12 protein-coding genes and 2 pseudogenes are annotated in these 14,167 nt (G+C 42.9%); 6 read left to right on the top strand and 8 right to left on the bottom strand.

Annotation, left to right across the window (positions count from 1 at the left end; genetic code table 11):
- The first annotated feature begins 400 nt into the window (after positions 1-400).
- Positions 401-1,282, top strand: a complete 882-nt coding sequence (locus GB992_RS05660) for a hypothetical protein (RefSeq protein WP_161001590.1) — start codon at positions 401-403, stop codon at positions 1,280-1,282.
- A gap of 415 nt (positions 1,283-1,697) precedes the next feature.
- Here the strand turns inward: GB992_RS05660 and groL are convergent, their stop codons facing one another.
- The 3 genes from groL to GB992_RS05645 form a co-directional block, all read right to left on the bottom strand.
- Complete coding sequence (gene groL, locus GB992_RS05655; RefSeq protein ID WP_161001589.1) at positions 1,698-3,332, bottom strand: chaperonin GroEL; 1,635 nt, start codon at positions 3,330-3,332, stop codon at positions 1,698-1,700.
- Positions 3,333-3,402: 70 nt separating this feature from the next.
- The gene (gene groES, locus GB992_RS05650) at positions 3,403-3,687 is read right to left on the bottom strand and encodes a co-chaperone GroES (RefSeq protein WP_017262141.1); all 285 of its coding nucleotides are present in this window, start codon (positions 3,685-3,687) and stop codon (positions 3,403-3,405) included.
- Between the two features lie 248 nt (positions 3,688-3,935).
- The gene (locus GB992_RS05645; protein ID WP_017262140.1) at positions 3,936-4,598 is read right to left on the bottom strand and encodes a redox-sensing transcriptional repressor Rex; all 663 of its coding nucleotides are present in this window, start codon (positions 4,596-4,598) and stop codon (positions 3,936-3,938) included.
- Between the two features lie 364 nt (positions 4,599-4,962).
- Here GB992_RS05645 and GB992_RS05640 point away from each other — a divergent pair, with 364 nt between their 5' ends.
- Positions 4,963-6,921, top strand: a complete 1,959-nt coding sequence (locus GB992_RS05640) for an ABC-F family ATP-binding cassette domain-containing protein (RefSeq protein WP_161001588.1) — start codon at positions 4,963-4,965, stop codon at positions 6,919-6,921.
- A gap of 91 nt (positions 6,922-7,012) precedes the next feature.
- Here GB992_RS05640 and tsaD read toward each other — a convergent pair whose 3' ends face one another.
- From tsaD to tsaB, 4 genes are all read right to left on the bottom strand, one after another.
- Positions 7,013-8,095 carry a tRNA (adenosine(37)-N6)-threonylcarbamoyltransferase complex transferase subunit TsaD gene (gene tsaD / locus GB992_RS05635; protein ID WP_161001684.1) on the bottom strand — a complete coding sequence of 361 codons (1,083 nt, stop codon included), beginning with the start codon at positions 8,093-8,095 and terminating at the stop codon, positions 7,013-7,015.
- A gap of 250 nt (positions 8,096-8,345) precedes the next feature.
- Entirely contained in the window at positions 8,346-8,807 is a 462-nt protein-coding gene (rimI, locus tag GB992_RS05630; protein WP_161001587.1) for a ribosomal protein S18-alanine N-acetyltransferase, read from the bottom strand.
- Positions 8,800-9,408 carry a ribosomal protein S18-alanine N-acetyltransferase gene (gene rimI, locus GB992_RS05625; protein WP_161001586.1) on the bottom strand — a complete coding sequence of 203 codons (609 nt, stop codon included), beginning with the start codon at positions 9,406-9,408 and terminating at the stop codon, positions 8,800-8,802. Before rimI (GB992_RS05625) ends, rimI (GB992_RS05630) begins: the two co-directional genes overlap by 8 nt.
- Positions 9,392-10,114 (bottom strand): tRNA (adenosine(37)-N6)-threonylcarbamoyltransferase complex dimerization subunit type 1 TsaB, encoded by a 723-nt coding sequence (tsaB, locus tag GB992_RS05620; RefSeq protein WP_161001585.1) that lies wholly within the window; start codon positions 10,112-10,114, stop codon positions 9,392-9,394. Before tsaB ends, rimI (GB992_RS05625) begins: the two co-directional genes overlap by 17 nt.
- A 309-nt stretch (positions 10,115-10,423) precedes the next feature.
- Between tsaB and GB992_RS05615 the strand changes: the two are divergent.
- A pseudogene (locus GB992_RS05615) lies at positions 10,424-10,525 on the top strand (IS30 family transposase); the annotation flags it as partial.
- On the opposite strand, the gene GB992_RS05610 reads toward GB992_RS05615, so the two are convergent.
- Entirely contained in the window at positions 10,512-10,703 is a 192-nt protein-coding gene (locus tag GB992_RS05610; protein WP_202879178.1) for a general stress protein B, read from the bottom strand. The pseudogene GB992_RS05615 and the gene GB992_RS05610 overlap by 14 nt on opposite strands.
- A gap of 320 nt (positions 10,704-11,023) precedes the next feature.
- On the opposite strand from GB992_RS05610, the pseudogene GB992_RS05605 reads away from it, so the two are divergent.
- The 3 genes and pseudogenes from GB992_RS05605 to GB992_RS05595 form a co-directional block, all read left to right on the top strand.
- Positions 11,024-11,280, top strand: a pseudogene (locus GB992_RS05605) (IS30 family transposase); the annotation flags it as partial.
- Positions 11,281-11,373: 93 nt separating this feature from the next.
- Positions 11,374-11,760 (top strand): general stress protein, encoded by a 387-nt coding sequence (locus tag GB992_RS05600; protein WP_161001584.1) that lies wholly within the window; start codon positions 11,374-11,376, stop codon positions 11,758-11,760.
- Between the two features lie 824 nt (positions 11,761-12,584).
- Positions 12,585-13,538, top strand: a complete 954-nt coding sequence (locus GB992_RS05595; protein ID WP_161001583.1) for a protein rep — start codon at positions 12,585-12,587, stop codon at positions 13,536-13,538.
- Positions 13,539-14,167 lie beyond the last annotated feature (629 nt).

Here is a 14,167-nt window from a genome sequence, read left to right as displayed (position 1 = left end):
ATTGAAACTCCTTTTAAACGGACAGCTAATGGTCAAACACCGTTAGCTGTCACCCATTATATCGGCTATTTTATAAAAATAGACTTATCATTTATTTAAACGGTCAGCCAATTAACTCAATTGGTTGGCTAAAAACGGCAAAAAAGCCACAACTTGCTTGCGGCTTTCAAGCTCAATCATCTTACACCAGATTAACACAAACACCAAGCTCATATGAAAGTTTGATGAGCAAACCGATAAATGGTTTTCAACCCGGCACATGCAACACATTATAGCCACTTTGATGACTGATTCAAGTCAATCGGGTTGTGGCCTTTAAAACTTAGCCGAGCGGGTATTTCATCATCGAATTAGCAGTATAATGTACATAAATTTTCAACTCAACTTTAAGGAAAATCTCATGAAAATAACAATTCGTAACGTTAGACCATCTGATCTCAGCAAAATCGTGGCATTTGCCGCGGCAGATCGTGATGATCAATTCAAATACTTTGCAAATAATAATCCCGACCTCACCTTTGTAGCCGTTGATGAAAACGATCATCCCCTTGGTTTCATCACAAGTTGGCAAAACCAAGTGCATCCTCATCATCAAAACATCCGAATTGTGTTGAGTCCACGGTCAATTCCGACAAATGAAGTTCTGTCTGGTCTAGTATCCCGAGAACAAGCTCGGCTTGATGAATTAAGCATTACGTTACCGTTAATTGTCATGTATTGGGAACCTCAAACACGAAAGACTGCCTATTTTGAAAAACAGGGCTATCACATTTTCCGTAAAACGTGGATGCCTGATTTGTTGCTCGATAAAGTCTCATTAGCAGACACTGCACTCCCTGATAATGTGACCACGTTACGTGAGGTCTGGCAACAATCAACAATGAAGAACAAAGCGCTCACATTATTGCGCGAACAGTATGAGCTGGTTCACCAAGATAATCCCGCTGCTCACCTAAGCATTGAAAATTGGGCTCGGAACGTGGATGGTGAACTGCCCTATCTCGACTGGTCATTGGCAACACTTGTTGATGGCGAATTCAAAGCCTTGAGTTTCGTTTTTCCCGGTGATGCTGAATCGTCCTTGGACGTTGGTTGGCTCACGGATGTCGACGATGATGCCCATCATGTTATCGACCTTCTGAAAATTCAACTCCAATTGTTCAAACGAACCCAACTCGTTTCGATTTTTGGAGAATTGGATTCAACCGATCCTGTCGCTATGAAGGTCAAACAATCCTTTTCATGGGAACCGGCGCTGGCTTGGATCAGTTTAATCAAATAGCATCTCAATGATGCAATCGCCGCTGCAATATTTAATATTACAGTTGATGTCATTTACGTTTGTTTATCGATCTCAACGTGCGACTTTTAAATGTGGGAGTCACTTGCTGATGTTAGTGAAGTCAGACAAAGACAGAGTTTCGTGATAACAATTCTTAGTGGCGAGATTTATGCCACTTAGAATTGTCGGACGAGCTTGGAAACGTGCACTTCGGTTCCAAGTCGAGGTTAAAGACACGTGGTCTTTGCGGGGCTGAGACCGGTCCCATGAAACGGCGTCTTTGGCTGACGCAACGGCAGTCATCGTTAATGTTTGCTGCAAAACAAAAAGTCAGAATCTACGAAAGCATTGCGTAGGTTCTGACTTTTAAGTTTGCTGTTAATAGTTAACAAAACAGCATTGATGTTCAATTAAGCTACATCATACCGCCCATTTGAGCAGCCTGTGCAGCGGCAGCAGCATCGCCACCACCATTATCTTGCTTTGGTTCTTCAGCAACAACGGCTTCGGTCGTCAACAACAATGATGAAACAGAAGCAGCATTTTGCAAAGCAGAACGGGTAACCTTGGTTGGGTCAACGATTCCGGCATCAACCATGTCAACCCAGTCATCAGTTGCGGCATTGTAACCAATACCAGGCTTTTGTGACTTCAGCTTTTCAACAATAACTGAACCTTCACGACCGGCATTTTCAGCAATCTGACGAACAGGTTCCTCAAGGGCACGGCGAACAATGTTAACACCAGTCTGAACGTCGCCTTCTTCTTTCAAGTCAGCAACGGCGCCGATAGCGTTAACCAAAGCAGTACCACCACCAGATACGAAGCCTTCTTCGACAGCGGCACGTGTTGCGTTCAAGGCATCTTCAATCCGGTAACGACGTTCTTTCAGTTCAGTTTCAGTAGCAGCACCAACGTTAATCCGTGCAACACCACCAGATAACTTAGCCAAACGTTCTTGCAACTTTTCCTTGTCAAAGTCAGAAGTTGTTGCTTCTAATTCAGACTTGATGTTTGCAACACGTTCGTCAACAGCAGCCTTGTCACCAGCGCCTTCAACAATAGTCGTGTTGTCCTTAGTGATCGTGATCTTACCAGCTTGACCCAACTGATCAACAGTTGTGTCCTTCAAGTTCAGACCAAGGTCATCAGTTATAACAGTACCACCAGTCAAAGCAGCAATATCTTCAAGTTGGGCCTTACGACGGTCACCAAAGCCAGGCGCCTTAACGGCAACAACATTGAATGTCCCACGCATCTTGTTCAAAACAAGCGTTGGTAAAGCTTCACCAGTAATATCATCAGCAATGATAAGTAATGCACGGCCTTGCTCAACAACAGATTGCAACAATGGCAAAATGTCTTGAATGTTGGAAATCTTCTTATCTGTAATCAAGATATAAGGGTTGTCCAAGTCAGCTTCCATCTTGTCATTGTCAGTAACCATGTATTGACTCATGTATCCACGGTCAAACTGCATTCCTTCAACAACATCAGAAGTTGTTTCAATTCCCTTGGATTCTTCAATGGTAATAACACCATCGTTACCAACTTTTTCCATAGCGTCAGCAATCAACTTACCAACTTCTGGATCAGCGGCTGAAATTGACGCAATTTGTGCAATATCAGACTTAGTCTTAACGTCGTGGCTCATTTTGTGCAAAGCATCAACAGCGGCGTTCGTTGCTTTTTCAATCCCAGTCCGAATGCCAACAGGGTTAGCACCAGCGGTAACATTCTTCATCCCTTCGTTAACGATGGATTGTGTCAAAACAGTTGCAGTCGTTGTGCCGTCACCAGCGATATCGTTGGTCTTGGAAGCAACTTCAGCAACTAACTTAGCACCCATATTTTCAAAGTGGTCTGATAATTCAACCGCCTTGGCAATCGTGACACCATCGTTAGTGATGGTAGGTGAACCATAACTTTGTTCCAAAACGACGTTGCGGCCTTTAGGTCCAAGGGTCGTCTTAACTGTGTTTGCTAATTTATCAACACCGGCAAGCATTGCGCTGCGGGCATCTTCAGAAAACTTTAAATCTTTAGCCATTGTGAATTTCCACCTCAACTGTAATTTATTGTGATTTTCTTTTATCGTTCAAACGCACTGTAAACTTTAACTAGTCCACAACTGCGACAATGTCTTTTTCATGGAGAACGAGGTAATCATTACCCTCGTACGATACTGCTGTGCCGGCGTACTTATCAAACATAACGGTGTCGCCTTCCTTAACAGATGGTGCAACCTTTGTACCATTGTCTAAGACGCGGCCTTCACCAACTGAGATAACCTTCCCAGTGGTTGGCTTTTCTTGAGCGTTGCTGGCAAGCACAATGCCGCCAACAGTTTGTTCTTCTTCTTCAGCAGCTTGTAAAATAACGCGATCTCCTAATGGTTTTAACACGTTAATCCCTCCAATAATTTCGTTGAAATTAAATGCTTTTAGCACTCTTACACGTTAAGTGCTAACAACATGCTCTATGATAACCATGCCTGTTTCTGAATGCAAGTGTTTTGGTCAAACTTAGTCAAAAAGTTTGTCAGCTGTCTTAGGAACCGCATCACAAAAGGCGTTTGGAGATTAAGTCAAACCATTTTTGTCTGACCAACACCCCAAACGCCTATTCAAGAAGCAATAATTCAGTTTTCTAATTAATCTTGAGACTTTTCATTTCCGCCTAACAGCTCGCCATAATTGTCAATAAAATAGATCAACGTTTGGAGTTCGTTAGTCAAATCAACATTTTGAACCCGAATCGTATCAGGAACAGACAACCGCCGTGGCGTAAAGTTCAAGATTCCGCGTACATCAGCCTTTGCCAATTCGTCAGTGACCTCTTGCGCCGTGTTTTCTGGCACCGTAATAATTGCAATGGCGATCTGTTGATCACGCAGCTGTTTACCCATCTCTGACAACGGATAAATCGGGACACCACTTTGAACCGTGTTGACGATATTGTCATTAACATCAAAAGCAGCACTGATTCGAACGTTACTGTTCTGATGGAAATTAAAGTTAAGCAACGCATGCCCAAGATTACCAACCCCGACCAGCGCAACATTAGTCAATTGATCTTGATTGAGAATCTTTTTAAAGAATTCAATCAGTTTAGGAACATCGTACCCATAACCACGTTTGCCCAATGCGCCAAAGTAAGAGAAATCACGGCGAATCGTCGCTGAATCGACTTTAACAGCCTCAGACAGCTCAGTGGACGAAACGCGCGTTTTATCCGCATCCAGTAAAATATTTAAGTAACGGTAATAAATCGGCAGCCTTTTTGCTGTCGCGCGTGGAATTCGTTGTTCAGCCACAGCGGTTCACTCCTTTTAATCCTACATTTGTTTGTGAAAATAAACTATACGTAAATTATAGCATAAGGACGGTTATTGTGAAGCATATTTCATACCAGTCTTCGGGCATTTCACAAACTGATAAGGGCATTTCGTAAAATGCCGGGGTAAAACTAGCAAATATACAAGCCTTTATACCTGTTTCAAAAAGGGTAAAACAGGCGGTCTTGTTAGCTTAATCACAACGACAAAAATGTTGCTCTTCACAATCTGCCCCAATTTTGACCATTCGAAACGTTTTTCGTGGACTGACAGTCCAACATAGTGTCACCGCGCTGAACATGCTAGAATAGTGTTTAACTAATCCAGATGAAGGAGTACGCATATGTTAGTTCTTCAGGTTCAACAGGTCGCTCGCCGTTTTGGCGCAGACACCCTGTTTGAACATGTTTCGATGACAATTGAAGACCACGGCCGTGTAGGACTGGTTGGTCGAAATGGTGCCGGCAAGTCCACCTTGCTTAAAATTATCGCTGGTATTAATGATCCCGATGAAGGTACAGTATCGGTTGCCAAGGGCATGACCATCGGGTATTTGCCACAAGATGCTGGGCTCGATTCAGACAACACTGTATGGGATGAAATGCTGACGGTTTTTGCTACCCAGCAGCAACAAGAACGACAGCTGCGCGAATTGGAACAGCAAATTGCCGATCCCACTGCTGATCATCAAAGTGACGCTTACAAACGTTTGTTAAATGCTTACGACCAAACACAACATGATTTTGAGGCTAACAACGGGTATGGCTACCAGGCTTCAATTCGTGGTGTTTTACACGCCTTTCACTTTGATGAATCCACCTTTCAACGCAATGTCATGAGCTTTTCTGGTGGTCAAAAAACACAGCTCGCACTCGCAAAGTACTTGCTGCAACAGCCTGACTTACTTATTTTGGATGAGCCTACTAACCACCTGGATATTGAAACGTTGTCATGGTTGGAAGACTACTTGAAAGGCTATCCTGGTGCAGTCTTGATTGTTTCACATGACCGTTACTTTCTCGATCACGTGGTGCAGGATGTGTTTGACATGAATCAGCACACCCTGACTCACTACCATGGCAACTACTCTGCCTACTTAACCCAAAAGGCCGAACGAATCAAAACCAAACAACGGGCGTTTGAAAAACAACAAACACAAATCAATGCGCTTGAGGATTTCGTCAATCGTAACATTGTTCGCGCATCCACCACTAAACGGGCTCAGTCACGGCGCAAGCAATTGGAGAAAATGAACCGTTTGGAAGCGCCTAAAGATGATGATCAATCTATTCGGATTCGTTTCACATCTGATAGCGAAAGTGGCAAGGAAGTCCTCAATGTCGACAACGTCAGCATTGGCTATGAGCCCGATCATCCACTGGCAACTAACGTAAACTTTCACGTTGTTAAACAACATGTTGTGGGCATTATCGGACCTAACGGGGTTGGAAAATCGACCCTGCTAAAATCAATTCTGCATCAACTCCCCTTGCTAGCGGGCACCGTTAAGATTGGTGGCAGCGTTACGATTGGCTACTATGATCAGGAACAAGCCGTGCTTCACGATGAGAAAACCGTTTTAAACGAAGTGTGGGACGAGCATCCTACCATGCCCGAACGGGATGTGCGCACCCTACTCGGCAGTTTTCTCTTTACTGGTGATGACGTTGCGAAGCCCGTTCATAATTTAAGCGGTGGCGAACGTGCCCGTTTGTCACTAACTAAATTGTCGCTTGATCATGACAACTTTTTAATTCTTGATGAACCGACGAACCATTTAGATATCGATTCGCGAGAAGTACTGGAAAAAGCGCTTAACAATTTCATGGGGACTGTTTTATTCGTTTCGCATGACCGTTATTTTATCAACCAGATCGCCACAGAAATCGTTGAATTGTCCGCCTCGGGGACGCAGTGGTTTGAAGGCGATTACGATGATTATCAGGCCGAACTCGCTAAGCGGTCAGCGTCGGCTGATGCCGAGCATCACGAAACTGAGTCTGATAACTCGTCAACTGCCAGTGTATCAAATTATGCCGCCAATAAAGCTGAACAACGCGAGCAAAGAAAGTTGCAACGCGCTGTCGATGAGTTGGAAACGCAAATTGACGATCTTGACCAACAAAGCCAGACAATAACTGAGGCAATGCAGGCGCCTGAAAACGCCAGTGACATCGGTAAGTTAACGGACCTTCAACATCAGTTGGACGACCTGGATGCACAAAGTGACAGTCTGTCAGAAAAGTGGGCAGCAGCTGGCGAAGCATTGGAAGCCTATAATAATGATCACCACCTACAGTGATTTAAACAGACAATTAAAAGAGGGATCACATCTAACCGGCTACTTGCCGCATTGATGTGATCCCTTTTTCAGTTGCACCTATATTTACATTTTATGCTTCAACGCCAGTTAGCCAAGGAAATTCCAAGCTCGGGTCTGCATTGAGGCTCATGTCAGCACGATCACCCTTAGCATAAGCAATATGCGCAGCCGCACCAATCATTGCCGCATTATCACCACATAATGCCAGTGGCGCAGCGACAAGCTTCGTTTGTGGTGCAAAACGTGCCATCTTAGCTTTCAAAGCGTCACGAAGACCGTGATTTGCCGCAACGCCGCCAGCCAACACAAGCTGTTTAACTTGGTACCGTTCCAGAGCAGATAATACCTTGGTGACCAAAACGTCCACCACGCTAGCCTGAAAACTTGCAGCTAAATCTGCGCGATCTAACTGTTCACCACGCTGGTCTGCATTATGCACCGTGTTAATAAACGCACTCTTAAGGCCACTGAAGCTAAAATCATAGTTAGCTTCATGGATCATCGCCCGTGGAAAATTAAACGTATCGTGGCCTTCGTGCGCCAGCCGATCAATTTCCTTACCAGCAGGATATGGAATACCCAGCACGCGGCCCACTTTATCAAAGGCTTCCCCCGCGGCATCATCGCGGGTGTCGCCAATAATTTCGAATTCCCCCGCTGCCTTCATCAACACGATCTGGGTATGACCGCCAGACACTAACAACCCAAGCGATGGAAACGTCAAAGGTTCGACGTAACGGGCCGCATAGATGTGACCCGCCATATGGTTAACGGGCACCAACGGCAAATGATGGGCGAAGGCAAACGTCTTGGCAGCAGTCACACCAATTAGCAACGATCCGACTAAACCTGGTCCATAAGTGACTGCAACAGCCGTTAATTCTTCAGGCGTCACATCTGCTTCAGTCAATGCTTTGCGAATGCCAATGGTAATTTCCTCGATATGATGGCGACTGGCCACTTCCGGCACGACACCACCAAATCGTTGGTGACTCTTAATCTGCGTTGCGACAAAGTTACTTAAAATGTGCTCCCCGTTTTCCACAACAGCAACACTCGTTTCATCACAACTAGTTTCAAAGGCTAAAATCAATTCACGTGTTTCTGTCACTGTTTTCTCCTTTTGAGCTCGGACCTGCCCGAGCTTCGGCATCACTCTAAACGTGTACCTGTCGCTCAAGATCCTGTGCACAACCCAAAGTTGTTATCCTACAAGCAAAGTGCGCTTGCACGCTGCCACCTTTACGTTGTTGCTCGAACCTTCCCGAGCTTCGGCATCACTCTTCTAAAACGTGCACCTGTCGCCCAGAAGTCTGCGCATAACCCGGAAGGCGGTTCATTCGGAAAACCACCGAATGCCATGCCTTCCACGTTATTGCTCAACTTCTCCCAGGGCTTCGGCATCACTCTATCTTTTTTTGCATAATCCAGGCATCTTCGACGGGACGGTCGTAATAGTCAGGCCGGCGCATCAATTTATGAAAGTTGAGACTCTCATACAGCCCCAATGCAGCCTCGTTATGAACCCGAACTTCTAAGGTTACCACTGTCCCCGCTTCATATCGTTTGAGCCAAGTCGTTAATAATTGTTTACCAAGACCATGACCTTGCCATGATCCTACGATACCCAAATTAGTCAATTCCAATTGATCAATGACTTTGGTTCCGCTAAGAAAGCCCACGGGCTGACCTGCTACTCGAACTAGCCAGTACACACTGGTTGGTGCCTGCATGTTCTCTTCAATTACTGGTTCTGACCACGGCGCGCCGGTCGGATATGCAGCCTCACCCAATGCTTCAATCAAGGCCGCCCCACGTTGCACACTTTGCGGATGAAACGGTTCACAGATAACTTGATTATTCATGGCTTGACTCACTTGTTGGGGCCTTAATTAAGGGAACCATCATGTCAACGGCATCTTCGTGATCACCAAAGTAATAGCCACGCTTAATCCCCGTTTGACGGAAACCAAGCTTGTGATACAAGTTTTGTGCCCGTTTGTTACTGATTCGAACTTCCAAGGTAACTTGTCGCATCCCCATATGCCGTGCCTTTCGAATCAAAGCGCGCATTAAGAATTCACCAAGACCATCACCCTGCCAATCAGGTAATACGGCGATATTTGTGATGTGGGCATCCTTCCGCTGGATATCAAACGAACATCCAGCAAAGGCAATCAGCTGATCATTTTTACGAATCACCAAGTATAACCGATCCTGTTTTCGTTTAAGTTCATTCGCAAACGCCTGTGCGTCCCAAGGGGTCTTGCCGTCGTAAACTGCCCGTTCAACCCCTACAATTTCAGGAACATCTGGAAACTGGGCACGACCCAAAAAGTACTGGGTATCGCGAATCATCAACCGATGATTCTTGATGTCCAAATCCTCGGCCTGCTGTTGTCGAACCTCACTGGCAAAGTGGCGCCGATACCATTTTTGAAAAGCCTGCTTATACTTCTTCAACATAATTTTTGTGGTCTTCTCCTGGATGAGCTGCTGCCCACTGAGCTTCAGCAGGCGACAGACGTAAGTATTGGGGCACGAAAGAATCAATATCATCAATAGCTTTAAGCGGCATACCTAATTGCCCTAGCACGCCGGCATCAGGCAGGTTATCGTCGCCTTCAGTAAACGTGACCGGAACATCAAGTGCATCTGATAAGACATCGTGATAACGTGTCAATTCACCAATTAACGTTACGGGATGACCGGCCGCATTCAATTGCGCGGTCCAATCCGGGATGTTGGTGTGTTGGTCTGTAATAACAGGGACGGGCTGGCCGTTTTTAATTTGATACAAACCAGCATATAACTGCGTATTTCGTGCATCAAAAATAGGACTGACAAACGTTCCTTCCGTTTGGACACTGCCTGCCAACACAGCTAAACTCGATACCCCCACCAACTGAATGTGAAGTGTCGCTGCCAGAGTCTTCGCTGTTGTCACAGCAATCCGCAATCCAGTATAAGAACCAGGACCCTGGGCAACGACCACACGGTCTAGGTCCTCCGGTTGCCACTGCTGATCTGCCATCAATTCAGTAATTGTCGGCATCAGTTGGACGCTGTGATCCAATTGCGTTGCAGTTGTTTTTTTAGCAATAACTTTTTGATCAACCAATAGTGCAACACTCATTGGCTGGTTTGATGTATCTAACGCGAGAACCTTCATGTAAATCCTGACTTTCCGTTCAGTGTTCTATAGACAGCAATAATATTAACACATCTAACATGGGCGCGTGAACTTCCCAATATGTCATAGTCTTTTCACAAACATTAGCCCGTTAACTGTGCGTCTCTTAAAATGCCTTAAATCGAGGACTAATAAGGCACAGTTCATGTGTTTCCATGCGCTTAAGCACTTCACTATTTTTTTGATAACGGCAAATTCTATAATTAATCCGAACAGAAATTAAAAAGCCCAAAGCAATCACTTACAATGGTAGTAGCTAATTCCAACCAATATAGGGAGTGATTACTTCATGGCGTACGCCAACGGCGTAACGTTGACCAACGATCCAAATATAATCAATCTTTGGGGCGATCAATTGAACAGCGTCCCATGATGATTAATCAACGTCACCATTTTTTTTATAAAAATCTTTGTCATGAGAATCTTTGTCATGAGATTCGGAAGTGGCTTCTCCACCCTTTTTACCATTTTTTTCATAAAAATCTTTGTCATGAGATTCGGAAGTGGCTTCTCCACCTTTGCGTTCAGCTTCTTCTCTGCTCATTTTTTCGTTATCTTTTTCAGCCATAATAATCCTCCTTTAATATTGAGTATTTGTATCCGCTCACAATTTCTTCTACTAACACTATAGTATCAAGATAATTTTTTTAAGCAAACAAAAGGGCTTCTCAGAAGAAAACATCATATAAATGTAATGAGTTTGAGACATTAAAAATAAAGAGAATATTTTTTCCTAACTAACTAAAATGATAAGTTCAATAAACATAGCTTTTTTTTACAAAACTAGTTGGTAGATTGTAAAATTAATCCGGACGCTGTTCGGACAAAAAAGATCAGCTTCCTTTAAAATGGTGTTTACCACAAACCCATCTTTTAGGAGCTGATTTTTTGTCTAGTATAACCTATTCCGAACGAATTAAAATCGAAACCTTTTGTGAACTAGGGCTGTCCAATATCCAAATGGGCGTTCGGCTGAACCGATCACCGTTCGGCTGAACCGATCACCGTCAACAATTTCTTATGAATTATCTCGATGTCAACCTTATCAGGCTGAATTAGCACAAACAGATGCCGAATACAAGCGGTCACGATGTGGCCGAAAGACTAAATTGAATGACAAATTAAGACAAATAATTTTAAACCATTTTGTTTGCTTAAAAAAAATATCTTGATACTATAAGTGTTAGTAGAAAAAATTGTAAGCGGATGCAAATACTCAATATTAAAGGAGGATTATTATGGCTGAAAAAGATAACGAAAAAATGAGCAGAGAAGAAGCTGGACGCAAAGGTGGAGAAGCTACTTCCAAATCTCATGACAAAGATTTTTATGAAAAAAATGGTGAAAAGGGTGGAGAAGCCACTTCCGATTCTCATGACAAAGATTTTTATGAAAAAAATGGTGAAAAGGGTGGAGAAGCCACTTCCGATTCTCATGACAAAGATTTTTATGAAAAAATCGGAAAAAAGGGTGGAGAAGCCACTTCCGATTCTCATGACAAAGATTTTTATGAAAAAACCGGAAAAAAGGGTGGAGAAGCCACTTCCGATTCTCATGACAAAGATTTTTATGAAAAAATCGGAAAAAAAGGCGGAAAAGCAAATTCTGATGGAGATAATAATTAAACACGTAAACGGTAAAAATAATCTGCAAGATTTTTTCTACTAGTTACAAAAAAAGACCCTTTTAAGGATCTTTTTTCGTGCTTTCTATTATTACAGCTGATCCTTAACAAAAAGTAGAACTCCTTATAAAATACACGAATACTAGTAAAAATCCCGTATTAAATTAAAAGAGGCACAATTTGTGTGTATCAATTGAAAGAATATAAATGACTTAGATTAAAATTACACTTTTTAGTTTGCACTCCTTCGAACTTAATCCTTGCACCACGTCGCAACTAAAAGCGGGTACGAGCTGGTAGTCAACGGTACCGGAACGACCAACGGGAGCGAGGATAAGGAGTTGACTACCTAACTAAACCCAGACACTGAATTGGCTGAAAGCCAAAGTTTCTTAAACTTTGCTTTCCTGCCCTCACGGCGAGTGATGGGGTGAGTATGAGCGGGAGCCCCCGCTCATGTTTCACGGTCAAGCTGGTTCAGCTTGGTCGGGGTTCGGGGCGACAGCGCCCGAGGGGTTGAAACTGGCGTTTTTTTGCCAGTTTCCTCTTATCTTGATACATATAGAAACAACAAGTTTTTTGAAAGTTGCCTCTAACCATTGACACATATAGCTTTGAGCGTATTATGATGGTATAAAATAAAACAATAAAAAAACCCACGTGAGAATTCCTAGTTTGGCGACCCGGAACACGTGAGTTAATCTTCAATATTCGTATTTACTAGATTTAGTTTAAGACTTGGGTTAGTAAGCGTCAAGTCCTTAGTTTTAGTAAATACATAAAAGATTAGCTCTTCTCATGTGGATGGTGGGAGGAGTTTTTAATTTGGCTGATAAAAAAATATTGCAGGATAAAAATAATTATGGAAAGCCACGACCTTGGCGGCAGAAGAAATTAGAGAACTTACGTTATGCCGAATATCTTTCAATTCTGTTATATAAAAAGGCCCATAAAGTATACGGATGCGCTGATGTTTTGCGTTTTCGAAAGTTGCCTGATGGTTCAACAAAGCTGTATCAAACATGGTTTTGTAAGAGTCGATTATGTCCGCTATGTAATTGGCGTCGGAGTATGAAAAATTCTGGGCAGCTGAAAAAAATTTTAACTGAGGCTCATAAACAGCAGCCTACGGGGCGATTTATTTTTTTGACGCTTACAGAACGAAATGCGATTGATTGTGTTGATTTAAAACTGCGTTTACGTGCTTTAACACAGGCTTTTAATAAATTAATTCGTTATAAAAAAGTAGCTAGAAATTTACTAGGGTATGTTCGTTCGACTGAAATTACGGCTAAAGATAACGGGACATATCACCAGCATTTACATGTTTTACTATTTGTTAAAAATGCTTATTTTAAAGGGTCTGGAAATTATTTATCGCAAGCTAATTGGACTGATTTGTGGCAGAAAGCTCTCAGAAGCTCATATAAGCCGATTGTGAATGTTGAAGTGGTTCGGACGAATAAATCTAAGGGAAAGCCTTCTCTGCTCTCTAGCGCGCAGGAAACGGCCAAATATCAAGTTAAGTCTGCTGATTACATGACTGACGATGATAATCGTAATCAACAGGTGATTGATGACTTGGAACAAGCCTTGGCTGGTACTCGCCAAATTGGCTATGGCGGCTTACTGAAGCGAATTAAACGGCAATTGAAATTGGACGATGCCGATAACGGTGATTTAGTGAATGTTGATGGGGAAGAATTGCCAGAACCGACTGAAGCTGAATTAATTGTGGCTAAGTGGGATCAACAACGTAAAAATTATTTGATCTGGTAGTATTAAAAAAAGCAATCGCTTTGGATGATAAAATCCGTGGTGATTGCTTTTTGTGTAACTACTGCCTTAGCTCTGGCAAGCTAGCGAATTCTTCTTGGTTAGTAGTCACCGTCTTAAACAAATCAAGGATATCATAATTCCGTTAAGGGGTCTAAAGGCGCACTTACACACCACACAAAAATGTGGTGTCTTTTTTTACAAACTGTCTTAGATTTCGCTTCACTCAAACTAAAAAAATGAGCCGACAGTGTCGGCGTCCAGGTCCTTGTGATAACTGCAATATTTAGTCCTAGGAAAATGCTACAATTTCTTATTGTAATATTTGTGCAAAATCGGGGGTGTAGTAGTAAAATTCTAGGATACTTAGGCCGACTAAATGCTGTTAAATCGGGATTCTTAATTTTGGAAAAAACAACTAAAAAAGCATGCTAGCAAAATCCTAGGATTTTGCTAGCATGCTGGAACATGGTTCAAAAATTAAGTTTAGTCGTTTGGTAGATTGTAAAATTAATCCGAACGCTGTTCGGACAAAAAAAGATCAGCTTCCTTTAAAATGGTGTTTACCACAAACCCATCTTTTAGGAGCTGATCTTTTGTCTAGTATAACCTATTCCGAACGAATTAAAATC

This window comes from Furfurilactobacillus milii (genome assembly GCF_009863985.1).
GTDB lineage: Bacteria > Bacillota > Bacilli > Lactobacillales > Lactobacillaceae > Furfurilactobacillus > Furfurilactobacillus milii_A.
This window is presented reverse-complemented; position numbering and strand designations above follow the sequence as displayed.

What these genes read in the sequence shown, in the direction of transcription:
- rimI (WP_161001587.1), bottom strand. Translation starts at nt 8,807, where the DNA reads ATGAATAATCAAGTTATCTGTGAACCGTTTCATCCGCAAAGTGTGCAA.
- GB992_RS05640 (WP_161001588.1), top strand. Translation starts at nt 4,963, where the DNA reads ATGTTAGTTCTTCAGGTTCAACAGGTCGCTCGCCGTTTTGGCGCAGAC.
- tsaD (WP_161001684.1), bottom strand. Translation starts at nt 8,095, where the DNA reads ATGCCGAAGCTCGGGCAGGTCCGAGCTCAAAAGGAGAAAACAGTGACA.
- tsaB (WP_161001585.1), bottom strand. Translation starts at nt 10,114, where the DNA reads ATGAAGGTTCTCGCGTTAGATACATCAAACCAGCCAATGAGTGTTGCA.
- GB992_RS05660 (WP_161001590.1), top strand. Translation starts at nt 401, where the DNA reads ATGAAAATAACAATTCGTAACGTTAGACCATCTGATCTCAGCAAAATC.
- rimI (WP_161001586.1), bottom strand. Translation starts at nt 9,408, where the DNA reads ATGTTGAAGAAGTATAAGCAGGCTTTTCAAAAATGGTATCGGCGCCAC.
- GB992_RS05610 (WP_202879178.1), bottom strand. Translation starts at nt 10,703, where the DNA reads ATGGCTGAAAAAGATAACGAAAAAATGAGCAGAGAAGAAGCTGAACGC.
- GB992_RS05600 (WP_161001584.1), top strand. Translation starts at nt 11,374, where the DNA reads ATGGCTGAAAAAGATAACGAAAAAATGAGCAGAGAAGAAGCTGGACGC.
- groL (WP_161001589.1), bottom strand. Translation starts at nt 3,332, where the DNA reads ATGGCTAAAGATTTAAAGTTTTCTGAAGATGCCCGCAGCGCAATGCTT.